This is a genomic window from Xanthomonas sp. 60 (assembly GCF_011761925.1).
The window spans coordinates 307,506-334,383 of sequence record NZ_JAASQW010000002.1; the positions used below are offsets into that span (position 1 = coordinate 307,506).

The following is a 26,878-nucleotide window of genomic DNA, read 5'->3' on the forward strand; positions in this document are numbered from 1 at the left end:
ACGATTGTTGCCGCTGATCTCCGCCACGGCTAGTTTGAGCTCGTCGGCTTTTCTGTCAAAGGCGGCCAGATGCTGCCGCGCTACATCAGCCGTGTAATGTAAGTCAGACTCGAAGTACTTTCACGACTGCTGCAAATCGCATCCTGCGCCCGCATCGCTTCTTTGGAAATGTTCTCGAACTGAGAGAGCAAGCGCTTTTTTATAAGCGATGCTCTTCGATCAACACATGATGGCTCCCATCCATTCGTTGAAATACCGAGCGCCGGGTCACGGCCCACCCATCACCATCTTGGACCCCTGATCTTGCTGCTGGATATTTTGCTGCGTCTGCTCAAGCGCCTGCCGAAGTGCCTGTGCCTGCTGGAGCGACTCAGCCTGCTGGAGGTTCTGCTGCGCTGGCTCGTGAGCAGCCTGCCTGCCGTCCACATGGGCGTGAAAGAATGGCCCCTTATCACCAAAGGGTGCATATACCGCAAACACGTTGTGGGCGCCGTCCCTCCCAAGCCCACCGGTGACCTGGTCTACCCGCTTTACCAGCGGATGTTCGGCTTGCTGCTTGTAAAGCGCGGCGCTGACGTTGCGACTTTCCTCATCGGTCCAGTTCCCGGTCCCCCTCACCCAGTCCTGGATGCGGGCATACGTTGAATGGTCGCTGTGCCCAGGGTTGTCAGCAAGCATTTTTTTTATCGACCCAATGGTGGCCACCTCCAATTCCGGCCGGTGTTGGAGCGGCCCCATTTGGCGAACCTCCACATCCCGTCGCTGTCCGTTGGAAGTGTCAACAAAGCCGAATACCTTGCCCTGGCCGCCCAAGCTCACTCCGGCACCCTCAAGCTCAGCAACTTCGGTTCCAAGTTCCGCCAAGTCATATCCCAATCTTGGCAAAACCTGGGTCGTGGCGGCAGAGCGCTCCCTCAACAAGGCCGCCCCAGCACTGACTGTGTAAGCCGCGTAGTAGCCGGGATAGTTAGACCTGCCCTGAACCCCCAAGGTGCTGTTGCTCTTATCAAAGTGGCAGACTGCGACCGCTTCTACGGCTGGACTGGCAATGCTGTTCCCCGGACGCTGCATGCCGCGAGCGTCTAAATAAATGCCTGGCTCAAGCATCCCATCCTTCACACAAGCCGTTGTGAGCTCAAGGCGACTCAACAACTCCGGTTCGCTCCACTTGCCTGTGACGGTCACAACCCGACTGGCCACCGAGTTCATGCTCACCAGTTCAGCCAGCGCCTCGTTCTGACGCGAAGCGGCCACATACTGCTTGGCCTGTGCGGTCACATCAACTACCGGCTCACCGTAACGGATACCCTCCTTGATGGCGACATCGAGGTTGTAGACGAATGTTTGCAACGACTCCTTTGCCGAAAGCGCCATCAGCGCATGACCAGTCTCGTGCCCCAGCGTGCCGGCAAGCATGTCCAAGCGATCCGACTCGTTGTCAGGCGCAAACAGCGTTCTGCTGATGCTGACAGTTCCGGTCTTGTCATCGTAGTGCCCACTTTCATTCGGCTGGCTGGACACCTCAATGCGACGCAAAGTTCCCAGGTCGATGGCTCTACTCATCACCGAGGCCAGATAGGGAGATGTGTCGATGGCCTTACCAATGTCCTCCCGTGCTCTCTTTGGCAGACCAGACTGCTGCCCCAGGCCTTGGAGAAGATGTTCAATGTCGCGCCGGTCAGGCATCGCTTGGCTCCATCTCCATCCTTACGCGGGAAACACACTGAGGATTGGCATGGCTGTCCGTGTTCAGGATGACATCCAAGCGCAGACCGCCGCTGACTGCCCGACCGAAGTAGACCATCGGCTTGAAGCCAGGAGCATTCGTGGTGACGCCGAACCCTGCTGCGACCAACGGGTCATGCAATGATTTGTATGAAATCTCACAGACCCCGGGTGGCCGAAGGGTCAACTCGATGCTGTGACCTGGATGACGCCCAAAGCGCTTCCAAGCAGCAAACTCGTAGCGCGCATGACCGATAGTCCCTTGGACGCCCGTACGCTCACGTTGGCTGTCTGGCATCATTCCAAGTGCTGTCACCTGCGCCACGTTAGATGGGACCATGTCCTCTCGGGACTCGAACGTCTTGGCCATATGGACAATGGCGTGCACCAACGTCTCCGCCGTCACCTCAGGCCCTTGCGGCAAAGGCGAGTAGCCAGCCGAGCCCACGACTGGCGCAGGGCTTTGCGCACCGGCTTCGTCAACCGCCGCGTCAGCCATACCGGCCGCCTGGTCCTGCAAGGACCGCACCTTCGCCGCGCTGTGCGCATGTCCATTCATTGCTTCCTCCTGGAGTGCCTGTTCCGTTGCCGGGACCTGGGCACATGCCTGAGCAGCCAGCAACAGGGTGATCACCGCGATGTTGCGAGTAAGCAAATGCATGCCCTCCATGCCCAGTCAATGCCCACCAAGGGTAGTCCGAGTTATCCGGGAAGGGCTGGCCTTCACTCGGCCGGGCCATCACCCCGGATCCGGCCCTGCAAGTCAATCATAGGCCAGTATCGATTCAGCGCGATCACTCTTCGCAGATGACGAGCGCCACGCGCCCAGCGCCGCCCGGCCCCTTTAATCATCCACGCCTTGTGTCAAGAGAGATGTTATGTGGCAACAAACCGCGCGCCATCCAAGTCCCGATTGGGCTTCCCAGCGTCTGCGGGCGGGCGAGGAGCGATGACCGGCCTCCCCTGCTTGCCTTCGACCGGGCCCTTGGCCACGCTCAGCTCGCAGATTTGCCGGTAGGTCAGCTTAAACTTAGTGCCTCGGCGACGCGGGCCAGCCGCCTCCGTTGCAACAACCGTATCCAGGTCGATTCGCCGCGTGTCCGTCACAACGTCAGCCTGATTCCGCTTGAGTGAACCACGCAACCGCGACGGAACAAACAACACCGTCACTTGCCGCCAGTGACCCGGCTTGACCGCTACATCCCGTAAGGACGCTTCTTGCAAACCACTGATTCCAATCCGAAAACCTCATCTCCGAAGAGCACTGCCGAGCACACCCCGCTCATGAAGCAGTTCTTCGCCGCAAAGTCCGAGTATCCGGACCTGTTGCTGTTCTTCCGCATGGGCGATTTCTACGAGCTTTTCTACGACGACGCCCGCAAGGCGGCGCGGCTGCTGGACATCACCCTGACCCAGCGCGGCAGTTCCGGCGGCGCGCCCATCCCCATGGCCGGCGTGCCCGTGCATGCCTACGAAGGCTATCTGGCGCGGCTGGTGGCGCTGGGTGAATCGGTGGCGATCTGCGAGCAGATCGGCGACCCGGCGCTGGCCAAGGGACTGGTGGAACGCAAGGTGGTGCGCATCGTCACCCCGGGCACCGTCACCGACGAGGCGCTGCTGGACGAACGCCGCGATACGTTGCTGATGGCGCTGGCGCGTACCAGGCAGGGCTACGGCATGGCCTGGGCCGATCTGGCCGGCGGCCGTTTCATCGTCAACGAGGTCGAGTCCGATGACGCGCTGGAAGCGGAAATCGCACGTTTGGAACCGGCCGAACTGCTGGTGCCGGACGAAGATGAGTGGCCGGACTTCCTGCGCCAGCGCACCGGCGTGCGTCGCCGGGCACCGTGGCTGTTCGACACCGACAGCGCGCGCCGCCAGTTGCTGGCGTTCTTCAAGCTGCACGACCTCAGCGGTTTCGGGCTGGACGACAAGCCCCGTGCGACCGCGGCGGCAGGCGCGCTGCTGGGGTATGTGGAAGAAACCCAGAAACAGCGGCTGCCGCACCTGACCGCCATCGCGATGGAGAATGCCGGCGAGGCAATCGCCATGAACGCCGCCACCCGCCGTCATCTTGAACTGGACAGCCGCGTGGACGGCGATACGCGCAACACGCTGCTCGGCGTGCTCGACAGCACCGTCACCCCCATGGGCGGGCGGCTGCTGCGGCGCTGGCTGCACCGTCCCCTGCGCCTGCGCGAGGTCCTCACCCATCGCCACCATGCGGTGGAGACACTGATCGATCAAGGCAGCGATGCGGATATCCGTGAACAGTTCCGCCGCCTAGGCGACATCGAGCGCATCCTCACCCGCGTGGCACTCCGCTCGGCGCGCCCGCGTGATTTCTCCACGCTGCGTGATGGCCTGGGGCTGCTGCCCGCAGTGCGCAGGATTCTGGAACCGCTGGATTCGCCGCGCCTGCAGGCCCTGCACCGCCTGCTCGGCGAGCATGACGAATGCGCGCGCCTGCTGGCGTCGGCCATCGCCGAGATGCCGCCGCTGAAGCTCAGCGATGGCGGCGTGCTGGCCGATGGGTTCGATGAGGAACTCGATGAGCTGCGCCGGCTTTCCACCCATGCCGACCAGTTCCTGATCGATCTTGAACAGCGCGAGCGCCAGAGCAGTGGCATCGCCACGCTCAAGGTCGGCTACAACCGCGTGCACGGCTATTACATCGAGATCAGCAAGGGGCAGTCGGACAAGGCGCCGGTGCACTACACCCGCCGCCAGACGCTGACCAATGCCGAGCGCTACATCACCGAAGAACTCAAGGCGTTCGAAGACAAGGTGTTGTCCGCACGCGAACGTTCGCTCTCGCGCGAAAAACTGCTCTACGAGACGCTGCTCGATACCCTTGGTCAGTGCCTGGAGCCGCTCAAGCAGTGTGCCGGCGCGCTCAGCGAGCTGGATGTCCTGGCCGCGTTCGCCGAGCGCGCGCAGGCGCTGGACTGGTCGCGTCCGGAACTGGACACCGCGCCATGCCTGCAGATCGAGCGTGGCCGCCACCCGGTGGTGGAGGCCGTGCGCGAACAGCCCTTCGAGCCCAATGATCTGCGCCTGGACCCGGACCGCCGCATGCTGGTCATCACCGGTCCGAACATGGGCGGCAAATCCACGTACATGCGGCAGAACGCGTTGATCGTACTGCTCGCGCACATCGGCAGTTTCGTGCCCGCCAGCCGTGCGGTGATCGGGCCGATCGACCGCATCCTCACCCGCATCGGCGCGGGCGATGATCTGGCGCGCGGGCAGTCCACCTTCATGGTGGAGATGTCCGAGACCAGCTACATCCTGCACCACGCCACCGAACATTCGCTGGTGCTGATGGATGAGATCGGCCGTGGCACCTCCACCTACGACGGCCTGGCGCTGGCTGATGCGGTCGCCCGCCACCTGGCCTGGCACAACCGCTGCTACACGCTGTTCGCCACGCATTACTTCGAGCTCACCGCGCTGGCCGGCGAGCAGCACGAGGGCGGGCCCAGCGGGATTGCCAACGTGCACCTGGACGCGGTGGAGCACACCGATGCACACGGCAATGAGCGGCTGGTGTTCATGCACGCGGTGAAGGATGGACCAGCCAACCGCAGCTTCGGGCTGCAGGTGGCGGCACTGGCCGGCCTGCCCCGCGCCACCGTGCAGCAGGCCCGGCGACGCCTGGCCGAGCTCGAACAGCGCGGTGGCCAGACGCAGGCCGCCAAGGTGGCACCGCAGGCGCTGGATGCGCCGCAGCAGTTCGGGCTGTTCGCTGCGCAGGACCGTGCGGCGCAGGAAGCGCTGGCGGCGATCGACCCGGACGAACTGACGCCGAAACAGGCGCTGGAAGCGCTGTACCGGCTGAAGGCCTTGATGTAACGCAACGCTCTTCGCGGTTCATTTCCGGCAGCGGGCGTATGCTCCGGGGCTCAACCCTCAACTGCAGGAGCGTCCGCCGTGAACACGCAATCGCTTGCCGCCACCCTTTTCCAGCAGCTCCAGCAGGGCCAGGGGCTGCAGCAGGTCGCACAGCAGCTCGGCGTCGAGCCGGCCCAGGCCAGCACGGCCGTGCAGTCCGCCCTGCCCCTGCTGCTGGGTGCGCTCGGCCAGAATGCGAGCAGCCCGCAGGGTGCGCAGTCCTTGCTCAATGCCCTGCAGCGCGACCATGCCCCTGCGGCGGCCGGCGGCGGCGGCTTCGATCTGGGTGGCATTCTCACGGCCGTGCTCGGTGGTAGCGGTGGCCAGGCCACCAACGGCGGCGGCATCCTGGGCCATGTCTTCGGCGGGCAGAGCCCGCAGGCCGCTGCGGTGGTCGGGCAGAAGGCCGGCCTGGACACGAGCCGATCCAGCCAGTTACTGGCGATCCTCGCCCCTATCGTGATGTCGTTTCTGGCGCAGCGCTTTGCCCAGCAGGGCAATGCCAATGAGCTCGGCCAGGCACTTGGCAAGGAGCAGCAGGGCAGCGGACTGGGTGGACTGCTCGACCAGGACGGGGACGGCAAGTTCGGCCTGGGCGATGTCGTGAAGCTCGGCACGGGCTTGCTGGGCAAGCGTTCCTGAGACGCGCACGCCCTCCCTGCCGGGGGCGGTGACCGCGCCGGCGGCAGCGCGGCGCGGACGATAGTCAGCGCATATGGCACCTTTCGGATAAATCGTCTTTACCAATCCGACACAGGAACCGTACGTTTGCCGGGACAATCCGTTCGCCAGTCCATCAGGTAAAGACCCATGAAGAACGAAGCCAAGTGCCCCTTCAACCATGCCGCACCCGGCGGTGGCACCACCAATCAGGATTGGTGGCCCAACCAGCTGCGCGTGGACCTGCTAAACCAGCACTCGGAACGCTCCACGCCACTGGGATCGTTCGATTACGCCGAAGCATTCAAGACGTTGGATTACGCGGCATTGAAGTTCGATCTCAAGCAGTTGATGACCGACTCCCAGCCGTGGTGGCCGGCCGATTTCGGTCACTACGGCGGGTTGTTCGTGCGCATGGCCTGGCACAGCGCCGGCACCTACCGCGTGGGCGACGGGCGTGGCGGTGGTGGCCGTGGCCAGCAGCGCTTCGCGCCGCTCAACAGCTGGCCGGACAATGTCAGCCTGGACAAGGCGCGGCGCCTGCTGTGGCCGATCAAGCAGAAGTATGGCCAGGCCATTTCGTGGGCTGACCTGATCATCCTCACCGGCAATGTCGCGCTGGAGTCGATGGGGTTCAAGGTGCTCGGCTTCGCCGGCGGACGCCCGGATGTATGGGAGCCGGACCAGGACGTCTACTGGGGCCGGGAGACCACCTGGCTGGGCGGCGATGAGCGCTACGCACACGGCTCCGACGGCGTGGAGAAGGCCGGCGGCGTGCTGGTGTCCGACGATGACGCCGACGGCGACATGCACACCCGGAACCTGGAAAACCCGCTGGCCGCAGTGCAGATGGGCCTGATCTACGTGAACCCGGAAGGCCCGGATGGCAATCCCGATCCGGTGCTGGCCGCCAGGGACATCCGCGATACCTTCGGTCGCATGGCCATGGACGATGAGGAAACCGTGGCGCTGATCGCCGGTGGCCACACCGTCGGCAAGACCCATGGTGCCGGTCCGGCCGACAACGTCGGGGTGGAACCGGAAGCCGATGACCTGGAACACCAGGGCCTGGGTTGGCGCAATCGTTTCGGCAGCGGCAAGGGCCCGGACACCATCACCAGCGGCCTGGAAGTGACCTGGACGCGCACCCCGGCGCAGTGGAGCAACGACTTCTTCGAGCACCTGTTCAAGTACGAGTGGGAACTGACCAAAAGCCCGGCCGGTGCCCACCAATGGGTGGCCAAGGACGCTGACGAGGTGATCCCGGATGCCTACGACACGCACCGCAAGCACCGCCCGACCATGCTCACCACCGATCTGGCACTGCGCTTTGACCCGGTCTACGGCGAGATCTCGCGTCGCTTCCTCAATGATCCGCAGGCCTTCGCCGATGCCTTCGCTCGGGCGTGGTTCAAGCTGACCCACCGCGACATGGGACCGCGTTCGCGCTACCTGGGTCCGGAGATCCCCGCCGAGACCTTCATCTGGCAGGATCCGGTGCCCGCGCCGACCCAGGCGCAGGTCAACGCAGACGACATCGCAGCGCTCAAGCAGCAGATCGCCGACACCGGCCTGAGCGTGGCCGAGCTGGTGAGCACGGCCTGGGCGTCGGCCTCTACCTTCCGCGGGGGCGACAAGCGTGGCGGCGCCAATGGGGCACGCATCCGCCTGGCCCCGCAGAAGGACTGGGCCGTCAACCAGCCGCAGCAGCTGGCCAAGGTGCTGGGCGCGCTGGAGCAGGTGCAGGCCGGCTTCAACGCGGGCGGCGAGCGGCAGGTGTCGCTGGCCGACCTCATCGTGCTGGCCGGTGGCGTGGGCGTGGAACAGGCGGCCCGGGCGGCCGGGCATGACATCAGCGTCCCGTTCACCCCGGGCCGCACCGATGCCACTGCCGAGCAGACCGACGTGGCCTCGTTCGCCGTGCTTGAGCCGGTGGCCGACGGTTTCCGCAATTACCTGCAGAAGCTGTTCAGCGTGCGCGGCGAAATCCTGCTGCTGGACAAGGCGCAGCAACTGACGCTGACCGCTCCGGAAATGACCGTGCTGGTGGGCGGCCTGCGGGTGCTCGGCGCCACGGTGGACGGCAGCAGCGATGGCGTGCTGACACAGCGGGTGGGCACGCTCAGCAACGACTTCTTCGTCAATCTGCTGGACATGGGCACGCAGTGGAAGGCGGTCTCGGCCGAACGCTTCGTCGGCACCGACCGCAGCACCGGCGCGCCGCGCTGGACGGCCACCCGCGCTGACCTGGTGTTCGGCTCGCATGCCGTGCTGCGCGCCCTGGCCGAGGTCTATGGCAGCCGCGATGGCGAAACGCGCTTCGTCGCAGACTTCGTTGCGGCCTGGACACGGGTGATGGAGCTGGATCGCTACGACCTGCACGGCTGAGGTCATCTGCGAGCACGTACCCGGTGGCGGTGGATTCCACCGCCACCGGGCAGCCGCACTCAGCGCGCTTTCAGGGCGTCGGTCAGCACGCGGAACAGGGCCGTGTCCTGGCGCGGCGGCTCCGGCGCCAGGCCCTTGGCTTCTGCATCCCAGTAGGCCTTCGGCAGGGGCCGGTCGCCCAACTCGTAGTCCATTCCGTCCCAGCCATCCTCGCGGAAGGCATAGAACGCCCAGTGCACCTGGTCGCGGTCCAGCACTGACAGCACGTCACGCAGATAGGCCGGGCAGTCCGGCCAGCGCCGCATGCAGCCGAACTCGGCCACGACCATGCGGTTGGCGCCGATACCGTGCCCGCGCGCCCAGGTCATGGGCTGCTGCAGGTACTCGGCCACGCGCTGCGCGTTCCAGAGCGCCTCGGTTTCAGCGAAGGGCACGTTGCCCGGGTAACGGTAGGGCTCGGAGCGACGCTGGTTCGGTGCGCTCGTAGCGGCGTAAGGCTCGTACATGTGCACGCTGTAGAGCACGTTTCTGTCTTCCAGGGGCGCCGGCCAATAGCCGAAAGCATCGGCAGCGGCATACCAGCCTGCGTCCACCATCACCGGCATCGCGGCATCGGCCTGGCGGACGGCTGCCACCAGATCGGTGTAGAACCGGCGAAGATCGCGGCTGCTGCCCTGCACGTCGGCATACCACGCCTGCATCGCTGCGGCCGACGCATGCTCTGGCAGGCGCCCACCGGCTTCCGGCGCCGGCTCATTGATGAGGTTGTAGCCGACCAGCGCCGGATGGCCCTTCAGGGCCGTGGCCAGGTCGCGCCAGAACGCCTGCGCCGGCTTCTGGTTGTCCAGTGACTGCCAGATCCGGTCATCGAGCCGGTTGTCGTTGTGTTGGCGCCAGCGCAGCAGGGGCAACGAGAGGGGGGTCAGCACCACCGGCATGCCGGCCGCGTGGGCATCGTCCAGAACACGCCGCAGCACGGCCAGATCCGCCTGGACCAGTCCGTCGTAATGGTCCGCATCGCCGATCAGGAAATCACGTTTGCCTGCCGTCGGCCACTTGTCCGGCGCCAACCGCACCCAGGTCGCGCCAGTGGCGCGCAGGGCCTGGAAGTAGGCACGATCCGGCGGCTGCTGGTTCATGCTGTTGGCACCGCGCCGCTGGGCATCCCAGAACGCCGTGAGCGGTGCTTCCTGAACGGCGGGACCTTTCATGGCGATGGCCGAGCCCGCCTCCGGCACGGGGGGCGGCGGCGAGCACGCCGCCAGCATGACGGCGCAGAGCAGGAAGGGCAGGCGGGGCGGGCAGGAGGTCATGACGGTATCCGGAGCATGGGCGGCCAGCGTGTAGCGTGCCGATACGGCTGTCCATGAAGGCATCTGGAAACTGGCCACGCGCTCGCGCGGGTTGGCCTGCGCGCGCGACGCACCTGCAGGCGTGGGCCGCTACAGCGCGTCCAGGTCACCCAGCGCGCGGATGAGCCGGCGCGCACGTTTGTCCGGTTTGTGCTCCGGCGCCTGGAAGCCATCGCGTGCAGCGATTCGCATGGCACGCACCTCGGCGCGGCGGACCTTGGACGCCTCACTCTCCAGGTACAGCTGCTGCGCCACAGGAGCCGGGCCACGCTGATCGCTCACTCCAAGCACCTGCAGCTCGAAGAACTCTTCACCGCGTTCGATCGACAACTGCTCGCCCACCCGCACCGCACGCGAGGACTTCGGTCGCTGGCCGCCGATGGCGACCTTGCCGGTCTCCACCGCCTGCTTGGCGAGGCTGCGGGTCTTGAAGAAACGGGCCGCCCACAACCACACATCCAGCCGGACGCTGGGCAGGGGCAATGTCGCTTCAGTCATCGTCAGGGGTTACTCCGTTTGCGTGGTCAAAGTGGGATGGCCATCGGCAGCGCGGCGGCCAGGCGCCTGCGGTCCACCCGCCATGCCCCTGCCGCCACAGCGCGTCCGGGCGGTCCACGAACGAAGATGCGGCCGGCACCCGGGCAATCAAGCCCGTGCAGAATGAACGGCTCAGATGACGCCTCCGGACCGCCGCCACTCGCCCTGAACAGGATCGGTGCTAGCGTGCGCCGTCCTCCGTTCGATCCTCAGCCATGGCAAAAGCGCCGCTCGACTTAACCACCGGCCCGATCGGGCGCAATCTCCTGCTGTTCTCGCTGCCGATCCTGGCGGGCAACATCGCGCAGTCGCTCAATGGGTCGGTGAACGCGGTCTGGGTTGGACGCTTCCTGGGCGAAGCCGCGCTGACCGCGACGGCGAACGCGAACAACATCATGTTCTTCCTGATCGGTTCGGTGTTCGGCATCGGCATGGCCGCCACGATCCTGATCGGCCAGGCCATGGGCGGGCGCGATATCGCCCAGGCACGGCGGGTAATGGGCACCAGCGCCACGTTCTTCATCGGGCTGTCGGTGGTGATCGCGGTGGCCGGCTGGTTCCTGTCGCACCCGCTGCTGGCGGCGATGGGCACGCCCGCCGCCTCGTTGCCACTGGCGGAGGCCTACCTGAAAGTGATCTTCCTGGCGATGCCTACGCTGTACGCGTTCGCCTTCCTGAGCTCGGCACTGCGCGGTGTCGGTGACGCGCGCACGCCGTTCCGTTTCCTGCTGGTATCGGTGGCGCTGGATATCGTGCTCAACCCGTTGCTGATCTTCGGGCTGGGGCCGCTGCCGGCGCTGGGCATCGCCGGTGCCGCCTGGGCCACGCTCTTCGCGCAGACGCTCTCGTTGGCCGGCCTGCTGCTCTACATGCGGCACAAGCGCCACGTGCTGTGGCTGGGCCGCAAGGACATGGCGCTGTTCAAGGTGGACCTGCCGATCCTCAAGGCGCTGGTGGTCAAGGGCGTGCCGATGGGCCTGCAGATGGTGCTGATCTCGCTGTCGATGATCATGCTGATGACCATGGTGAACAAGTACGGCACCGATACTGCGGCCGCTTACGGGGCCTCGCTGCAGCTGTGGACCTACGTGCAGATGCCGGCGATGGCGATCGGCGCGGCGTGCTCGTCGATGGCGGCGCAGAATGTCGGCGCGAAGCTGTGGGGCCGGGTGCGCGCCACGGCACGCCAGGGCGTGCTGTTCAACTTTCTGATGACCGGCGTGCTGATCGCTCCGCTGATCCTGCTGGACCGCTACACGCTGGCCCTGTTCCTGCCGCAGGGCAGCGCCGCACTGGAGGCCGCGCGGCACCTCAACCATATCGCGGTGTGGTCGTTCCTGTTCTTCGGCGTGAGCTTCGTGATCTCCGGCGTGGTTCGCTCGACAGGCGCCGTACTGGCGCCGTTGCTGATCCTGGCCGCTTCGCTGTGGGGCGTACGTGTGCCGTTCGCCGAACTGCTGCAACCCTACTGGGGCGCCGATGCGATCTGGTGGAGCTTCCCGGCCAGCTCCCTGGTGTCCATGCTGCTCTCGCTGGCGTATTACCGCTGGGGCGGCTGGCGCAAGGCGCGCATGATGAGCGAACCGTCTTCGCCGGGCCTGGCCACGCCCGCGGGTGTGCCGGCCTGCCCGCCTTCGCCGGTGGCCGACGCCGATGCGGCACTGGAGACGGCCGCGCCGGCGGCGGTCTCACCGGCCAGTCCCCCGCGGGCGTGACCCGCCCCGGGCATCCCAAACGCAAACGGCCGCCCGAGGGCGGCCGTTGCAGCGACAACCAAGGTTGTCGGCGGAATTACTGGGCCTTGGCAGCCAGGCGGGCCTGCTTGGCCTGCGCCGCGGCAGCCAGATCTTCCTTGATGCGGGCAGCCTTGCCTTCCAGGCCACGCAGGTAGTACAGCTTGCCGGCGCGGACCTTACCACGACGCTTCACTTCGACCGAGTCGATGATGGCGCTGTGGGTCTGGAAAACGCGCTCGACGCCGTAGCCGTGCGAGATCTTGCGAACGGTGAACGCGGAGTTCAGGCCGGCGTTCTTGGTGCCGATGACGACGCCTTCGTAGGCCTGCACGCGCTCGCGGTTGCCTTCCTTCACCTTCACGTTGACAACGATGGTGTCGCCCTGGCTGAACTTCGGCAGTTCGCGGGTGATCTGGGCGGATTCGAATTCCGCGACGATTGATTTGTTCAGCTTGCTCATGGGTTTACACCGATTCAATGTTCGGGTGGGCGTGTCATTTCGACAGCTTGGGCTCATGCAGTCACCGGACTGTGCTGCACGTTTGTTATGGAAACCGCACACACCAGGCCGCTTCCGGCTGGTGGTAATTCACCATCATAGCGCACGTTGGTGGACAGGCGCTAGAGGACTTTTCCAGGCGGAAGCGCCTGCCGCGCCTGCGCCAGCAGCGTCCTGTCCGCCTTGGACAGGGTCGTCTCGTCGAGCAGGTCCGGGCGACGCTGCGCCGTCCGCAGCAATGACTGCTGCCGCCGCCATGCCGCGATGGCGGCGTGGTTTCCGGAACGCAGCACATCGGGCACATCGCCGAAGGGATGCTGGGCCGGCTGGCTGAAATGCGGGCAGTCCAGCAGCCCGAGCTCGCCTTCGAAGCTGTCCTGGGCTGCGGAATCAGCATCGTTGAGGGCGCCTTCCTGCAGCCGCGCCACCGCATCGATGATCACCGCCGCGCCCAGTTCCCCTCCGGACAGCACGTAATCGCCGAGGGAAATCTCCTCGTCGACCTCGTTGGCCAGGAAGCGTTCGTCGATGCCTTCATAGCGCCCGCACAGCAGGATCAGCCGGGGCAGCGCAGCCAGCTCACGCACGCGGGCCTGGGTCAGCGGACGTCCCTGCGGGCTGAGGTAGATCACCGGCGCCGGGGTGGGATCGGCCTGGCGGGCCGCGGCGAGGCAGGCCTGCAGCGGCTCGATCAGCATCACCATGCCGGGGCCGCCGCCAAAGGGGCGATCGTCCACGCGGCGGTAATTGCCTTCGGCGTAGTCGCGGGGGTTCCAGCCGTGCAGGCTGAACAGCCCCTTCTCCTGCGCGCGGCCGACCACCCCCAATCCGGCGGACTGGGCGATGAAGTCAGGAAACAGCGTGATGACGTCAAATCGCATCGGCAAGCTCAGAACGCCGGATCCCAGTCGACCACGACCAGATTGGCATCGAAATCCACCGATTTGACGAAGTCCGGCAGCACGAAGGGAATCATCCGCTCGCGGTCACCGCGCACCACCACCACATCGTTGGCACCGGTGGAGAACAGGTGCGAGACCTGACCGAGCGCCACGCCCTCGACGGTTTTCACGTCCAGGCCTTCCAGATCGACCCAGTAGTATTCATCCGGCTTCGGCGGCGGCAGCACGCTGCGGGCGACGAACACTTCGGTACCGCGCATGGCTTCGACCACATCGCGGTCGTCCACGCCGGGGAAGCGGGCGATCAGGTGCTTGCCGGTGTCACGGCCACGCACGCCGGACAGCTCCGATTCCTCGCCCGACGGGCTGCGCAGGATCCACGGCTGGTAATTGAAGATGGCCGAACGCGGCTCGGTCCAGGACTCGAGCTTCAGTTCGCCACGCACACCAAAAGCGCCGGCAACCCTGCCCAGCAGGATCCGGCGCTCGATATCTTTCTTCTGCATAGACGAGATGGGCTGCGCCTTGCGGCGCAGCCCCCCGGATCAGGCCGCAGCGGCCTGGGCCTTGCGGGCCTGCTTGATCAGGTTGAACACCTTCTCGGTCGGCTGGGCGCCATCGGCGAGCCACTTGTCGACCAGAGCCAGGTCCAGCTCCAGCGGCTTTTCGGCACCCTGTGCCACCGGGTTGTAGAAGCCGACGCGCTCGATGTTGCGGCCGTCGCGGGCGCTGCGGACGTCGGTCACGATGATGTGGTAGAACGGACGCTTCTTGGCGCCGCCGCGGGTCAGTCGAATCTTGACCATGGTGGTTTTTCCTGTTGCCCAGTCGCCGGGATGGCGAGGTAAGCCGGCGATTATAGCGGCAGTGCCGCCCCTCGCCAACCCCGCCGCGTCAGCCGGCCAGCGGCTGCCACGGTACCTGCGCCAGCACCGCCCTGCCCTGCCGTGCCAGGGCCTGCGAGCCCGGCAGCACATGCCCGTCGATGGCGCTCAGCGGCCAGATCCCGCTGGCATTGCACGCCAGCGCGGCCTGCATCTGCGGCAGCTCCGCACGGGCCACCGGCCGCTGCGCCTGGTCCTGCGGCCAGCCCGACCGCAGCAGGGCCTCGGCCGTGCCGCGCAGTGCGGGCGCCTGCGGCCAGAGCAGGCGCTGCCCATCGTGCAGGGCGAGATTCCACGTGGTGCCTTCGCTGAAACACCCCGCGGCGTCCACGAACAGTGCATCGTCAAACCCGGCCGCCATGGCCGCGCGACGCTGCTGGAACAGCCCGAAGGTGCCCACATGCTTCACTCCGGGCATCTCGCGCTGGTAGGCCACGCTGCGCACGCGGCACGGCGTCTCCTGCGTCACCGGCGCGGACACGGCGACCAGCACCTCAACCGCCACGCGGGCCAGCGGATCGCGGAAATCGAACGCGGGAGCGAACACCGTGACGCGCAGCGAGGCATCGGACAGCCCGGCATGCCGAAGCGCGCCGACCATCGATTGCCGCACATACCGCTCATCGAGCGTGGTGGCGAACAGCTCCGCCGTGCCCGCCTGCAGGCGGCGCAGATGCAGGTCAAGCCCCTGCACGGCGCCGTTGCGCACCTGCAGGGACGTGAAATGTCCCTGGTTGACCAGGGCGGGCGCCAACTGCGCGGCAGTGGCGGGCAGGCCAGCGCAGTAAAGCCGGCTCACAGGCGCGCCTGCGCGTCCTGCCACCATCGCCGCAGCAGGTCCGCGGCCGGCTCGGCCGGCGCCATCCAGGCTGACTGGCCCGCCCAGGCCTGCATGGCCTCCAGGCGTCCTTCGCGGACGGCCTGCGCACGCATGGGCGCGGTCAGCCCGCGCTGCACCGGATAGGGTCGCGGCGGCGGTGCATCGGCCGAGGCCGCCGCCTGCACGTAGGCAGTGGCCAGACCGCGGCCCAGCCGGCCACTGAAGGCTCGCGTCGGCCAGGTGTCTTCCGGTTCGCTGGCGGCGAGCGCATCGGCCCATGCCGCAGGCAGCGCGGCCTCCGGGGTGCGCAGGAACGCGGTGCCGATCTGCACCGCACTTGCGCCGAGGGTGAGCGCTGCGGCGATGCCGCGTCCGTCGGCGATGCCACCGGCCGCGATCACAGGGATATCCAGATGATCCACCAGCCGGGGGAGCAGCGAGAACAGGCCCACCAGCTGCCGCTCGGCGCGTGCCGGATCAAAGGCACCACGGTGGCCGCCGGCCTCGAAGCCCTGCGCCACCACGGCATCGGCACCGGCCTGCTGGGCCGCGCGCGCTTCGGCCAACGTAGTCGCGCAGGCGATCCATCGGAGCCCGGCGTCCTTGAACTGCTGCACATGGTGCGCGCCCGGCACGCCCATGAGCGTGGAAACCACCGCCGGACGCGCGGCCAGCACGGCCGCCACCTGCGCGTCGAAATCCGCCGGCGCGGCATCACCGGCTTCGGGCGCGACCTCCGGACCCCACTGGGCAAGGAAGGCCCGGGTACGGGCCTCGGCGGCGGCGTCGCGCTGCGGCGGTGCATCGGGCACCCAGAGATTGACCTGCGCCGGGCCCTCGGAGGCGGCGGTGAAGTCCGCCAGCCAACGCCCGATGTCTTCGGCCGGCGACAGCACCGCGCCCATCGCGCCCATGCTGCCGGCGGTGGCCAATGCGGCCGACAACCCGACCGGGCAGGCGCCGGCCATCGGCGCAAGCAGGATCGGCACCTGCACCCCGAAGGCAGTGCAGAAGCCCTCCACACGGGCGGCGATTTCCCGGCTGTGCATCGGCGCTGTGGTCTTCAGCGGAACGGCAGGCCGCGGCCGCCCATGGCCCCCATCATGCCCTTCATGCTGCGCATCATGCCCTTCATGCCGCCACCGGCCATCTTGCCCATCATCTTTTCCATCTGCATGTACTGCTTCATCAGCTTGTTGACGTCGGCCGGCTGGGTACCGGAGCCGCGGGCGATGCGCGCGCGGCGCGAACCGTTGAGCAGCCCCGGGTTGCGGCGCTCTTTCTTGGTCATGGAGTTGATGATGGCGATCATCCGCGGCACTTCCTTGCCCTGGCTGACCTGCTGCTTGAGATGGTCCGGAATCTGGCCCAGTCCCGGCAGCTTGTCCATCAGGCCGCCGATGCCGCCCATGTTCTCCATCTGCTCGAGCTGGTCACGCATGTCGTTGAGGTCGAACTTCTTGCCCTTGGCGACCTTCTCGGCCAGCTTCTGGGCCTTGTCCTTGTCGACCTTCTGCTCGACCTGCTCCACCAGCGACAGCACATCGCCCATGTCCAGGATGCGGCTGGCGATGCGGTCCGGGTGGAAGATGTCCAGCCCGTCCGGCTTCTCGCTCACGCCGACGAACTTGATCGGCTTGCCGGTGATGTAGCGCACGCTCAGCGCGGCACCGCCACGGGCATCGCCGTCGGTCTTGGTCAGCACCACGCCGGTCAGCGGCAGCGCATCACCGAAGGCCTTGGCCGTGTTGGCCGCGTCCTGGCCGGTCATGGCATCGACCACGAACAGCGTTTCGGCCGGATTGACCGCGCTGTGCAGGGCCTTGATCTCGGCCATCATCGCTTCATCGATGGCCAGGCGACCGGCGGTATCGACGATCAGCACGTCCACGAACGACTTGCGCGCATCGTCGATGGCCGCGCGCACGATGGCCTCCGGCTTCTGGTCGGCGCTGGAGGGGAAGAACAGCACGCCGACCTGGTCGGCCAGGGTCCTGAGCTGCTCGATCGCGGCCGGACGGTAGACGTCGGCCGAGACCACCATGACCTTCTTCTTGCGCTTGTCCTTCAGGTGCTTGGCAAGCTTGCCCACCGTGGTGGTCTTGCCCGCGCCCTGCAGGCCGGCCATGAGAATGATCGCCGGCGCCGGCACGTTGAGGTTCAGGTCGCTGGCTTCAGCGCCCATCACCTGGGTCAGCTCATCGCGGACGATCTTGATCAGCGCCTGGCCGGGCGTGAGCGACTTGAGCACTTCCTGGCCGACCGCACGTTCCTTGATGCGCTCGATCAGCGCCTGCACCACCGGCAATGCGACATCGGCTTCGAGCAGGGCGATGCGCACTTCGCGGGTGGCGTCGCGGATGTTCTCCTCGGTCAGGCGGCCACGGCCACGCAGGCGCTCGATGGTGCCGGAGAGACGCTGGGTCAGGGACTCGAACATGCGCTGCAACCTGTCTGGAACGGGGGTCAATGAGGCCGACAGTATAACGGGTGGATCCGGCGGCCCGGCATGAGCGTCCAGCCGTCGCTACGGCGATGGGGGTGTGCGAAACTTCGCCGATGACAATCGTCGCCATCGCCACCGTGCTGTATCTCCTCGCGACCGGTCTGCTGGTGCGCGCCGTGGGCAGCGATGCACCACGCCCCGGGCACGGCTGGCTGTGGGCCGCGCTGCCGGCCGGCCTGCTGCACGCGCTGTACCACGTCCAGGTGGCGCTGCAGAATGCGGGCGGGCCGGACATGCACTTCTTCGCGGCGCTTTCGCTGGTGGGCCTGGGCATGGCGGCGCTGACCGCCGTGGTGGGCGCGCGCGGCCGCATGGCGGCGCTGGGCGTGGTGGTGTTCCCGCTGGCTGCCCTGCTGCTGGTGGCCTACCACGGCTACGGCCACGAGCCGAGCAAGGAACTGGGCTGGCGGCTGGCCAGCCACGCGTGGCTGGCGCTGCTCTCCTACGCCACGCTGAGCATCGCCGCGCTGCTGGCGATCATGCAGTGGCTGCAGGAACGCGCCCTGCGCCGCCGCCATTTCCAGCCGTGGCTGCGCGCCCTGCCCCCGCTGGCGGACCTGGAAGCGCTGTTGTTCCGGGTGATCACGGTGGGTTTTGCGCTGCTGACACTGACGCTGGTCACCGGCGTGCTGTTCGTGGACGACCTGCTGGCGCAGAAGCTGGTGCACAAGACGGTGCTCAGCGTGCTGTCCTGGATCGTGTTCGGCGTGCTGCTGATCGGCCGCCACCGCTACGGGTGGCGTGGCCTGAAGGCGGTGCACTGGACGCTCAGCGCCATGGTGCTGCTGCTGCTGGCGTTTTTCGGCAGCCAGTTCGCCATCGAGCTGGTCTTCGGGCACACCGCCCGCTGAGCCACGGTGCCGGGGTCATGCCGGGCATGACGCGCGCCCTGCCCGGCTGACGAGGTCGCCGGGCAGGACACCGCGGTTTTAACGCGGCCGGTTACAGGCCATAGCGCTCGATCACATCCAGGTGCGGCTGGGCGGGCTGGTCGCACGCCTCGGCCAGGCGCAGCCAGCACAGCGGGTGCGCCCAGCCCGTGGTGGCCTGCTGCAGGAACCGGTGCAGCGCCAGCGGCGCGTGGTCCTGCGGCTGTGCCACGGTGAACAGCAGGCCAGGCAGCGTGCCCCCTTCCACGGCCGGATCAGTCACGGTGTAGTCCGGGCGGCTGTGTGCCCACACCTTCCAGCCCTGGGCCTCGGCCGCCTCGACGAGTGCGTTCCATGCCTCTTCGCCCGGATGCGCGCCGTCCATCAGCCAGCTGCGTGCGAAGCCGCCGCGCTCCAGCACGTGCACCTGCGCGTAGGTTGGCATGAAGTGCTGCCGCGCCTCTTCGTCCTCCGGCGCCGGGTGCACCAGCGCGGCATCGAACACCACCCAGTCACCGACGCGCTGGGCCCGGTTGGCCGGTGCGTTTTCCACGATCCGGGCGGTCACCGGACCGGTGCGGCGTGCGTAGTATTCCATCGGCTCGCCGTCCTCCACGCTGCGGATGATCACCCAGCCCCACGGCTCTTCCACCACGCCTTCGGTACTGGAAAGCTCCATGCCGATGGCCGCGGCCGAGCGACGCACCGCGTCCCAGTCACGCGCCGCACTGGCCGCGCTCATGTGGTCCCAGTGCGCGGCATTGGGCTCTTCCAGCATGTCCACCATCTGCGCGAAACAGGCCTGGGCTTCGCGGAAGCGCCCGGTTTCCATGTACATGTTCGCAAGCGTGCCACGCGCCCCGTGCGACCCCGGCGAGAGCGCCAGCAGCGCCTGCGCGGCCTGCTCCAGCGCCGGCCAGTCGGCGACCAGCCGGGCGCGCTGCATTTCGCACCAGTGGGCGAAGGTCGGCACGTGCGGGCGATACAGCGCGGCCAGGCGACGCAGGCCGTCCTCGTCGCCCTGCTCGGCCAGCCAGCGCATCAGCGTGTACGCGGCCGCGCCATCGTCCTGCGGGTGCGCGTGCACGAAGTCCCAGAGCAGCGTGCGCGCCTCCTCGTGCGCACCGCAGGCCTGCAGCGCGGAGGCCGCCACTTCGGCCAGCCCTTCCTCGTCCGGTGCCTGCGCGTGTGCCTGCAGCAACCATTGCGCTTCGCGCTCGGGGTCGCGCGGCTGGCCCTGCTCACCCTGTGCCTGCAGCCAGGCCAGCAGTCCGGTGGCCGGCACCGGCAACGGCGCCATTTCAGGCAGCGCATCGATCCGTGCGGCCAACGCCGCAACCTTGTCCGCCGCGCCGCGATCCTGGCGCAGCTGCGCCAGGTGGCGCCGGGCCACGCCGAGCTGGCGCTGCGCCACCCAGCGCGCGCCACGCTGCAGGGCCAGCTCCAGGCTCGCTCCGGCCATCTCGATCACCAGCCGGTGGGCGCCCACGCGGGCGAAGTGTTCGATGATCGAATTGAACCGCGTGCCAAGATCCCAGGTGTTGCGGCTGGGGTCGCGGCGGCACAGCAGCAGCACGGTGTTGGCCCACAGGCGCCAGTTGCTCGGCGTCAGCTCGCTGAAGGGCACCAGATGCTGGAGGGCCTCCTCGTCGCGGCCGAGCTGCGCCAGCGCCCAGGCCTTCGAAAGCCGGCGCGGCACGCTGCAGGTGGCGGGCTCATACTCACCGGCTGCCGCGACTTCGGCGTCGCGCCGTTCGATCATCGCCAGCGCTTCTTCCGCACGCCCGCTGACCAGCAGGATCTTGATCTCCATCTCCGGCACGCCGTCGAGGACATCCTTGCCCCGCGCCTTGACCGCCTCGGACTGCACCTTCAGGTAATCCAGGGCGTCCTGCGGGCGGCCGTCATCGAGCAGCGCATCGGCCTTCTCGCAGCTCAGGCACTGGAAACAGGCCCAGGTGGGATCCACCCGTGCGAGGGTTTCATCGCACACCTCGATGCGCTCGGGCACCCAGCCCGGGCCATCGATGTTGCCGTAGCAGGCAGCCAGATCCTGCGTCACGCAGACCGACTGCGGGCACTCCAGGGTGTCATCGCGGTGGGCCCGTTCGAACAGCGCCACCGCATCGCCCAGTGCGCTTTCGCCTTCAAGCCGGTTGCCGACGCGGTTGCGCAGCGCCCAGTGGCCGACGTAGACGTCCACCCACGGGTTTTCCAGTGCCTTGCCGAGCGCGCGGGCTTCGGGCAGCAGTGCGTCGACACGGTCGACCTGCAGTTCGCAGACGTCATCGACAAGGCGGGTCAGCAGATGCGCGTTCTGTGCCTGGCCGGCCTGGCGCAGGTCGTCCTGCAGCTTTTCGACCCAGTTCCAGATATCCATGGGGGCGTGCTCCTGTGCAGCAGATAGGGGAATGAAAGATAAAGAAAGGGCTCAGCGCAGCATCTGCTGCAGGGCGGTGGCGATTTCGCCGAAGGCCCCGTTGAGATCGGGCGCGGGGGCCGCGATGTCCCGCCCCAGCGGGCGGCCCTGTGCGGACACGATGATCTTCAGCGAGCGCAGCAGCCGCGCGGCCGCCGGCGCCTGCCGATGGCCTTCGCGCTGCGCCTGCAGCAGCGCCTGCACCGCCACGTTGTCCAGATTCAGATACAGCCGCGACGGTGCGCGCGATTCGATGCGCGCAGTGAACTGGCGGGCCAGGCGCAGCGCGGCCATCGAGACGCGCTTGTCATTCTCATCGTCTTCGAGGCGTTGCTTGAGCTCGGCTTCGCGGTCGGGCACCACCACCACCGGCAGTGCCTCGGGACTGAAGCGCGCGGGCAGCAGCTGCTCGCCGTCGCCGAGGTGCTCGCGCAGCCACGCCAGCTGCGCTTCATCCAGGCTGTCATCGGTGCGGAACAGGGCGCGGTTGCCCTGCTCGGTACCGAGCTCGACCAACCGCAGCCCCTTGGCCTGCGTCCAGCGGCGCAGGAACGGCACCACGGCGTAGCGGTGACCGTGCGCGACCGGCACGCCCATGGCCCGGAACAGCATTTCTTCGAAGCCACCGCCGTTGTCCAGGATGACATGCACCGCGCCCCGCGCCGGCAAGGCGCTGGCCGGCAGATCACCCTGCGAGGTCGGCACGCGCACGTGCTCCAGCAGCAGCTCGAACAGCCGCTCATCGCACAGGGCCGCGCCCAGCAGCGCCTCGTTGTGCCGCGTCAGCACGCGCCGCCACGCCTCCGGCTGCTGCCGCGCAATGTCGGCCAGGCCATCGATCAGCGCTTCCACCAGCGCATGCTGGACGGCGCGGTACTGGTCATCGCGCTGCAGGTCTTCGCGGCTGGCGGTGGGGGTCAGCCGCGAGGACTCGATCACCCCGCCGATGAAGCCTGCCCACGGTGGCAGCAGGTCGCGGGCATCGTCATCAAGCAGCATGCCGCGCACGAACACCGACAGGTTGCGGTTGTCGCTGGTGCCATAGGTGGCGCCGTCCTGTACCCAGAGCAGACCGGTGGCATCGCTGTTTCCATCGGCACGCAGCGGCAGTGTCGCGATGGGTTCGAAATCATGCTCGAAGCGCGCGGCGAACTGCAGCGCCTGGCGCCGCGCCTGCACCGGATGCAGCGCGACCTCGCCCTGCCCGCGCCATGGCGGCGGCTCCGGGTTGAGGGCGGTACTGGCGGCACCGATGAAGATCGGCTCGGACAGCAGCGCGCAGTAACGGCCCAGCACGTCATGCAGGCGCGCCTCACTGGCCAGCGTGAGGAATTCCGGATGCAGTTCCAGCTCCACTTCGGTACCCACCGCCCGTGCCGGCACCTCGGACACGGTGTACTGCTCGGCATTGCTGGACACGTAGAGATGGCCCAGATCCGGCGCCTGGTACGAGGTGGTACGCACGCTGACGCGACGGGCAAGCACGAAGGCCGACAGGAAGCCAAGCCCGAACATGCCGATCAGCCCGTCCGCATCGTCCCCGCCCTGGCGCAGGCCGCGGGTGTAACCGACGCCGACGGTAGCCAGGTAATCGTGGATTTCCTGGCGGGTCAGGCCGGCACCGGTGTCGATGATGCGCAGCACGCCGGCAGTGGCGTCGACCTGCACCGAGATACGCGAGGGCACGTCCGCCCCGGGCTGTTCCAGGCGGCGCCGGATGATCGAATCGTGCGCGTTCTGCACCAGCTCGCGCAGTGCCACCATGGGCGTGGAATACAGGTGCTTGCCCAGCACCGTCATCAGTCCATTGAGATCAACCCCGGCGCGGCGGATTTCGGCGGCCGGGGTGCTGAGCATCGGGTCCTGCATGGAAACGGTTACTCCCTTGTGTAGCAAGCGCCGGAGGCGCTTTCATCGAGCGGGGAAACCTAGCACAGGACAGCTGAGCGGTGTGTTGGCGCGTGCGCGTGGGGCGTTACTGGGCGGCCGCTTCCAGCGCTTCGGACAGGCGCTCCACGGCGATCACCTCCATGCCCTTGACCACCCCGCCTTTGGGCGCATTGGCCTTGGGCACGATGGCGCGCTTGAAGCCGTGCGTGGCCGCCTCGCGCAGGCGGTCCTCGCCATTGGGCACCGGGCGGATCTCGCCGGACAGGCCGACCTCGCCGAAGGCGATGGTTTTCTCCGCCAGCGCGCGGTCCTGCAGCGAAGAAAGCACGGCCAGCAGCACCGGCAGGTCGGCCGCGGTCTCCTGCACGCGGATGCCGCCGACCACGTTCACGAACACGTCCTGGTCACCGACCAGGACGCCGCCATGCCGGTGCAATACCGCCAGCAGCATGGCCAGGCGGTTCTGTTCCAGGCCCACCGCCACGCGGCGCGGGTTGGACAGCGGCGAGGCATCCACCAGGGCCTGCACTTCCACCAGCAACGGCCGCGTGCCCTCGCGCGTGACCATCACGCACGACCCGGGCTGCCGCGTGCTGCCACCGGAGAGGAAGATCGCCGACGGGTTTGACACCTCTTTCAGGCCCTTGTCGCCCATCGCGAAGACGCCGAGTTCGTTGACGGCGCCGAAGCGGTTCTTGAACGCGCGCAGCAGGCGGAAGCGGCTGCCGCTCTCGCCTTCGAAATAGAGCACCGCGTCCACCATGTGCTCCAGCACCCGTGGGCCGGCGATACCGCCCTCCTTGGTGACATGGCCGACCAGGAACACGGCGGTACCGGTCTCCTTGGCGAAGCGCACCAGCCGTGCGGCACTTTCGCGCACCTGGCTGACCGAGCCCGGCGCGGCGGTCAGCGATTCGGTCCACAGGGTCTGCACCGAGTCGGCCACGATCAGCCGCGGCTTGTCCCGGCCGGCGTGCTGCAGGATGGTCTCCACACAGGTTTCGGCCAGTGCGTTGACACCTTCCAACGGCAGCTCGAGGCGACGCGCCCGCCCGGCCACCTGCGCCAGCGATTCCTCGCCGGTCACGTACAGTACCGGCAGTTCGGCGGCCATCAGGGCCACGGCCTGCAGCAGCAGCGTCGACTTGCCGATGCCTGGATCACCCCCGACGAGCACCACCGCGCCCTCCACCAGCCCGCCGCCGAGCACCCGGTCGAACTCGCCGATGTGCGTGGTGACCCGCTGGTGGTCGGTCTGCTGCACATCCTTCAATGCCGTCACCTTCGGCGCGTCGATCTTGCCGGCCCAGCCGCTGCGGCGTGACGCAGGTGATTTCGCGGCGGCGGCGGTCTCCAGCACGATCTCCGACAGCGTGTTCCAGGCGTTGCACTCGGTGCATTGGCCCTGCCACTTGCTGTATTCGGCGCCGCAGTCGCTGCAGACGTAAGCGGTGGTCTTCTTGGACATGGCGGTTCCCCGTGATGCGTGGCCGGGGAGCATAGCGGAGGGCGGTCGCAGCCGCTGCGACATGCCCGGCCGGGCACCGGCCCGACTGCCGGCTGAACCACGCGCGGCCAGACACTCAGGTCCGCCGCACAATCGCCGATAACGCTTGCGTCCCCGCGCGCCCGCCCACTCTGCAAGGATCTCCCCATGACTGGCAGCTACAGCCAGAGTCTTGTCGTCCTCTCACTGCTGGTCGCCATCCTGGCGTCCTACACGGCGCTGGACATGGCCGGGCGCTTGACCACCACCGAGGGCCGGGGCGCCCGGCGGTGGTGGCTGGCAGGCGGTGCGGCTGCGATGGGCCTGGGCGTCTGGTCCATGCATTTCATCGGCATGCTGGCCTTCGAGCTGCCCATCCCGATCGGGTACGACCTGGCCATCACGCTGTATTCCCTGGCCGTGTCCATCGGCGCATCTGCGTATGCACTGTGGCTGGTGTCCCTGCCGCAGTTGCCGACGCGCCGCATCGTCGCCGGCGCTGTGCTGCTGGGCTTTGGAATCGCCAGCATGCATTACCTCGGCATGAGCGCCATGCGCATGCAGCCCGGCATCGAGTACCACCCGGGCTGGTTCATCCTGTCCATCCTGATCGCCGTGGGTGCGGCGGGTGCGGCGCTGTGGATCGCGTTCCACCTGCGCGAGGAAGGCCGCAGGGTGATCCGCCTGCGCGCGATCGCCTCGGTCATCATGGGCCTGGCGATCGTGGGCATGCACTACACGGGCATGGCCGCGGCCAGCTTCCCGGAGGGCAGCGTCTGCGGCGCCATGATCGACGGCGGGATCGATACGCAGTGGCTGGCGGTGCTGGTGATCGTGACCACCCTGGGTACGATCGGCATCGCGCTGGTCGCTTCACTGTTCGACCGCCAGATGCGCCTGCGCACGGGGATCCTCGCGCGCTCGCTGGAGCGCGCCAACGACAAGCTGGTGCAGGCTGCCCTGCATGATCCGCTGACCCAGCTGCCGAACCGCTCGCTGCTGCAGGACCGCATCGAGCAGACGCTGGAAAAGGCCCGCCGTCGCGGCCATCGGGTGGCCGTGATGTTCTGCGATCTGGATGGCTTCAAGGCCGTCAATGACGCTTACGGCCACCAGCTCGGCGACCGCCTGCTGGTGGGCGTCAGCGAGCGTGTGGCGCGCCTGCTGCGCCCGCAGGATACGCTGGCCCGGCTGGGAGGCGACGAGTTCGTGGTGGTGCTGGCCATCGACGAACCCGAAGATGCCGTGGTCGTGGCCGAACGCATCATCGCCGCGGTGTCCGAACCGTTCCTGATCGATGCCGCCGAGCTGCAGGTCAGCGCCAGCCTGGGCATCGCGCTGTACCCGGAAGATGCCACCAGCGAGCGCGAGCTGATGGGCCATGCGGACGCGGCGATGTACCACACCAAGCAGTCCGGCCGGAACGGTTATACGTTCTTCATGCCCTCCATGCAGGCCAGCGCCAACCGCCAGCTGCGCCTGCTGCAGGACCTGCGGCGGGCCACCGACCGCGGCGAACTGCTGCTGCACTACCAGCCCAAGTTCATGGCCGCCGGCGCGCCGGCGGTGGGCGCCGAAGCCCTGCTGCGCTGGCAGCATCCCGAGCTCGGCCTGCTCGGCCCGGACGTGTTCATTCCCATCGCCGAACGCAGCGGGCTGATCGTGCCGATCGGCGAGTGGGTGCTGGACCAGGCGTGCGCGCAGCTGCGGCAATGGCACGATGGCGGCCACGCCGATTGGACCATGGCCGTGAATCTCTCGCCGCTGCAGTTCGCGGCGACCGGCCTGCTGGAGATGGTCAAGGCCACCCTGGAACGGCATGGCCTGGCACCGGACCGGCTGACGCTGGAGATCACCGAAACCACCGCGATGAAGGATGTGGAGAGCAGCCTGGCGATCCTCAACGCGCTCACGACGCTGGGCGTGCGCATCGCCATCGATGACTTCGGCACCGGCTACTCCAGCCTGCTCTACCTCAAGCGGATGCCCGCGACCGAACTGAAGATCGACCGGGCCTTTGTCCGTGAGCTGGAAGACAGCGCAGAGGATGCCGCGATCGTCGCCTCGATCGTCGCTCTGGGCCGCTCGCTGCAGCTGCAGGTGGTGGCCGAGGGCGTGGAAACGGCGGGCCAGCGCAATTACCTCAGCGACCTGGGCTGCGACCAGCTGCAGGGCTACCACCTGGGTCGGCCGATGCCGCCCGACGAGTTCCTGCGCGACGTGGGATGAGCCGATTGCCGGGACTGCCCGGCGCTGCAGCCAAACCGGGAAAAAGAAAAGGCCGCCTCGAAGGGCGGCCTTTTCCATGTGG

Annotated in this window: 20 protein-coding genes; 6 read left to right on the forward strand and 14 right to left on the reverse strand. The window is 67.4% G+C overall.

The window, feature by feature from the left end; translation table 11 throughout:
• Nucleotides 1–267: 267 nt before the first annotated feature.
• Nucleotides 268–1,686 (reverse strand): XVIPCD domain-containing protein, encoded by a 1,419-nt coding sequence (locus FHY09_RS05295; protein WP_166924909.1) that lies wholly within the window; start codon nucleotides 1,684–1,686, stop codon nucleotides 268–270.
• Nucleotides 1,679–2,386: a hypothetical protein gene (locus tag FHY09_RS05300; RefSeq protein ID WP_166924910.1), complete on the reverse strand. Its 708-nt coding sequence runs from the start codon at nucleotides 2,384–2,386 to the stop codon at nucleotides 1,679–1,681. Before FHY09_RS05300 ends, FHY09_RS05295 begins: the two co-directional genes overlap by 8 nt.
• Before the next feature lie 623 nt (nucleotides 2,387–3,009).
• Here FHY09_RS05300 and mutS point away from each other — a divergent pair.
• The 3 genes from mutS (at nucleotide 3,010) to katG (ending at nucleotide 8,667) form a co-directional block, all read left to right on the forward strand.
• Nucleotides 3,010–5,580 carry a DNA mismatch repair protein MutS gene (gene mutS, locus FHY09_RS05305; protein WP_208407630.1) on the forward strand — a complete coding sequence of 857 codons (2,571 nt, stop codon included), beginning with the start codon at nucleotides 3,010–3,012 and terminating at the stop codon, nucleotides 5,578–5,580.
• Nucleotides 5,581–5,658: 78 nt separating this feature from the next.
• Nucleotides 5,659–6,261 (forward strand): DUF937 domain-containing protein, encoded by a 603-nt coding sequence (locus FHY09_RS05310; protein ID WP_166924912.1) that lies wholly within the window; start codon nucleotides 5,659–5,661, stop codon nucleotides 6,259–6,261.
• Between the two features lie 168 nt (nucleotides 6,262–6,429).
• Nucleotides 6,430–8,667 carry a catalase/peroxidase HPI gene (katG, locus tag FHY09_RS05315; protein ID WP_166924913.1) on the forward strand — a complete coding sequence of 746 codons (2,238 nt, stop codon included), beginning with the start codon at nucleotides 6,430–6,432 and terminating at the stop codon, nucleotides 8,665–8,667.
• Nucleotides 8,668–8,726: 59 nt separating this feature from the next.
• On the opposite strand, the gene FHY09_RS05320 is transcribed toward katG, so the two are convergent.
• Together FHY09_RS05320 and FHY09_RS05325 are read right to left on the reverse strand one after the other, a co-directional pair.
• The gene (locus FHY09_RS05320; RefSeq protein WP_456362716.1) at nucleotides 8,727–9,980 is read right to left on the reverse strand and encodes a glycoside hydrolase family 5 protein; all 1,254 of its coding nucleotides are present in this window, start codon (nucleotides 9,978–9,980) and stop codon (nucleotides 8,727–8,729) included.
• Nucleotides 9,981–10,109: 129 nt separating this feature from the next.
• Nucleotides 10,110–10,517: an RNA-binding S4 domain-containing protein gene (locus tag FHY09_RS05325; RefSeq protein ID WP_166924914.1), complete on the reverse strand. Its 408-nt coding sequence runs from the start codon at nucleotides 10,515–10,517 to the stop codon at nucleotides 10,110–10,112.
• A 254-nt stretch (nucleotides 10,518–10,771) separates the two neighbouring features.
• Here FHY09_RS05325 and FHY09_RS05330 point away from each other — a divergent pair, with 254 nt between their 5' ends.
• Entirely contained in the window at nucleotides 10,772–12,271 is a 1,500-nt protein-coding gene (locus FHY09_RS05330) for an MATE family efflux transporter (RefSeq protein WP_166924915.1), read from the forward strand.
• Between the two features lie 76 nt (nucleotides 12,272–12,347).
• Here the strand turns inward: FHY09_RS05330 and rplS are convergent, their stop codons facing one another.
• From rplS to ffh, 7 genes are all read right to left on the reverse strand, one after another.
• The gene (gene rplS, locus FHY09_RS05335) at nucleotides 12,348–12,752 is read right to left on the reverse strand and encodes a 50S ribosomal protein L19 (protein WP_166924916.1); all 405 of its coding nucleotides are present in this window, start codon (nucleotides 12,750–12,752) and stop codon (nucleotides 12,348–12,350) included.
• Nucleotides 12,753–12,913: 161 nt separating this feature from the next.
• On the reverse strand, nucleotides 12,914–13,672 hold the full coding sequence (gene trmD, locus FHY09_RS05340; protein WP_166924918.1) for a tRNA (guanosine(37)-N1)-methyltransferase TrmD: 759 nt from the start codon (nucleotides 13,670–13,672) through the stop codon (nucleotides 12,914–12,916).
• Nucleotides 13,673–13,680: 8 nt separating this feature from the next.
• Nucleotides 13,681–14,199, reverse strand: a complete 519-nt coding sequence (gene rimM / locus FHY09_RS05345; protein WP_166924920.1) for a ribosome maturation factor RimM — start codon at nucleotides 14,197–14,199, stop codon at nucleotides 13,681–13,683.
• 39 nt (nucleotides 14,200–14,238) lie between these two features.
• Nucleotides 14,239–14,499: a 30S ribosomal protein S16 gene (rpsP, locus tag FHY09_RS05350; RefSeq protein ID WP_166924922.1), complete on the reverse strand. Its 261-nt coding sequence runs from the start codon at nucleotides 14,497–14,499 to the stop codon at nucleotides 14,239–14,241.
• A gap of 88 nt (nucleotides 14,500–14,587) precedes the next feature.
• On the reverse strand, nucleotides 14,588–15,403 hold the full coding sequence (locus tag FHY09_RS05355) for an aminotransferase class IV (protein WP_166924924.1): 816 nt from the start codon (nucleotides 15,401–15,403) through the stop codon (nucleotides 14,588–14,590).
• Nucleotides 15,373–16,446, reverse strand: coding sequence for a nitronate monooxygenase (locus tag FHY09_RS05360; RefSeq protein WP_166924926.1), 1,074 nt, complete (start codon nucleotides 16,444–16,446; stop codon nucleotides 15,373–15,375). Before FHY09_RS05360 ends, FHY09_RS05355 begins: the two co-directional genes overlap by 31 nt.
• A 14-nt stretch (nucleotides 16,447–16,460) precedes the next feature.
• Nucleotides 16,461–17,837 carry a signal recognition particle protein gene (gene ffh, locus FHY09_RS05365; RefSeq protein WP_166924928.1) on the reverse strand — a complete coding sequence of 459 codons (1,377 nt, stop codon included), beginning with the start codon at nucleotides 17,835–17,837 and terminating at the stop codon, nucleotides 16,461–16,463.
• Nucleotides 17,838–17,956: 119 nt separating this feature from the next.
• On the opposite strand from ffh, the gene FHY09_RS05370 reads away from it, so the two are divergent.
• Entirely contained in the window at nucleotides 17,957–18,754 is a 798-nt protein-coding gene (locus FHY09_RS05370; protein ID WP_166924930.1) for a cytochrome c biogenesis protein CcsA, read from the forward strand.
• 91 nt (nucleotides 18,755–18,845) lie between these two features.
• Here FHY09_RS05370 and FHY09_RS05375 read toward each other — a convergent pair whose 3' ends face one another.
• The 3 genes from FHY09_RS05375 to radA all read right to left on the reverse strand — a co-directional run bounded on the left by FHY09_RS05375 (nucleotide 18,846) and on the right by radA (nucleotide 24,549).
• A complete protein-coding gene (locus FHY09_RS05375) occupies nucleotides 18,846–21,152 on the reverse strand; it encodes a hypothetical protein (protein ID WP_166924932.1) in 2,307 nt (768 codons plus the stop codon).
• A gap of 51 nt (nucleotides 21,153–21,203) precedes the next feature.
• Nucleotides 21,204–23,060, reverse strand: coding sequence for an ATP-binding protein (locus FHY09_RS05380; protein WP_166924934.1), 1,857 nt, complete (start codon nucleotides 23,058–23,060; stop codon nucleotides 21,204–21,206).
• A 106-nt stretch (nucleotides 23,061–23,166) separates the two neighbouring features.
• Nucleotides 23,167–24,549: a DNA repair protein RadA gene (gene radA / locus FHY09_RS05385; RefSeq protein WP_166924936.1), complete on the reverse strand. Its 1,383-nt coding sequence runs from the start codon at nucleotides 24,547–24,549 to the stop codon at nucleotides 23,167–23,169.
• Between the two features lie 186 nt (nucleotides 24,550–24,735).
• Here radA and FHY09_RS05390 point away from each other — a divergent pair, with 186 nt between their 5' ends.
• Nucleotides 24,736–26,796 carry a bifunctional diguanylate cyclase/phosphodiesterase gene (locus tag FHY09_RS05390; protein WP_166924938.1) on the forward strand — a complete coding sequence of 687 codons (2,061 nt, stop codon included), beginning with the start codon at nucleotides 24,736–24,738 and terminating at the stop codon, nucleotides 26,794–26,796.
• Nucleotides 26,797–26,878 lie beyond the last annotated feature (82 nt).

Excerpts from the sequence above, each read along its gene's own strand:
- FHY09_RS05295 (WP_166924909.1), bottom strand. The coding sequence starts at position 1,686 with ATGCCTGACCGGCGCGACATTGAACATCTTCTCCAAGGCCTGGGGCAG.
- FHY09_RS05300 (WP_166924910.1), bottom strand. The coding sequence starts at position 2,386 with ATGCATTTGCTTACTCGCAACATCGCGGTGATCACCCTGTTGCTGGCT.
- mutS (WP_208407630.1), top strand. The coding sequence starts at position 3,010 with ATGAAGCAGTTCTTCGCCGCAAAGTCCGAGTATCCGGACCTGTTGCTG.
- katG (WP_166924913.1), top strand. The coding sequence starts at position 6,430 with ATGAAGAACGAAGCCAAGTGCCCCTTCAACCATGCCGCACCCGGCGGT.
- FHY09_RS05320 (WP_456362716.1), bottom strand. The coding sequence starts at position 9,980 with ATGACCTCCTGCCCGCCCCGCCTGCCCTTCCTGCTCTGCGCCGTCATG.
- FHY09_RS05325 (WP_166924914.1), bottom strand. The coding sequence starts at position 10,517 with ATGACTGAAGCGACATTGCCCCTGCCCAGCGTCCGGCTGGATGTGTGG.
- FHY09_RS05330 (WP_166924915.1), top strand. The coding sequence starts at position 10,772 with ATGGCAAAAGCGCCGCTCGACTTAACCACCGGCCCGATCGGGCGCAAT.
- rplS (WP_166924916.1), bottom strand. The coding sequence starts at position 12,752 with ATGAGCAAGCTGAACAAATCAATCGTCGCGGAATTCGAATCCGCCCAG.
- trmD (WP_166924918.1), bottom strand. The coding sequence starts at position 13,672 with ATGCGATTTGACGTCATCACGCTGTTTCCTGACTTCATCGCCCAGTCC.
- rimM (WP_166924920.1), bottom strand. The coding sequence starts at position 14,199 with ATGCAGAAGAAAGATATCGAGCGCCGGATCCTGCTGGGCAGGGTTGCC.
- rpsP (WP_166924922.1), bottom strand. The coding sequence starts at position 14,499 with ATGGTCAAGATTCGACTGACCCGCGGCGGCGCCAAGAAGCGTCCGTTC.
- FHY09_RS05355 (WP_166924924.1), bottom strand. The coding sequence starts at position 15,403 with ATGGTGGCAGGACGCGCAGGCGCGCCTGTGAGCCGGCTTTACTGCGCT.
- FHY09_RS05360 (WP_166924926.1), bottom strand. The coding sequence starts at position 16,446 with ATGCACAGCCGGGAAATCGCCGCCCGTGTGGAGGGCTTCTGCACTGCC.
- ffh (WP_166924928.1), bottom strand. The coding sequence starts at position 17,837 with ATGTTCGAGTCCCTGACCCAGCGTCTCTCCGGCACCATCGAGCGCCTG.
- FHY09_RS05370 (WP_166924930.1), top strand. The coding sequence starts at position 17,957 with ATGACAATCGTCGCCATCGCCACCGTGCTGTATCTCCTCGCGACCGGT.
- FHY09_RS05375 (WP_166924932.1), bottom strand. The coding sequence starts at position 21,152 with ATGGATATCTGGAACTGGGTCGAAAAGCTGCAGGACGACCTGCGCCAG.
- FHY09_RS05380 (WP_166924934.1), bottom strand. The coding sequence starts at position 23,060 with ATGCAGGACCCGATGCTCAGCACCCCGGCCGCCGAAATCCGCCGCGCC.
- radA (WP_166924936.1), bottom strand. The coding sequence starts at position 24,549 with ATGTCCAAGAAGACCACCGCTTACGTCTGCAGCGACTGCGGCGCCGAA.
- FHY09_RS05390 (WP_166924938.1), top strand. The coding sequence starts at position 24,736 with ATGACTGGCAGCTACAGCCAGAGTCTTGTCGTCCTCTCACTGCTGGTC.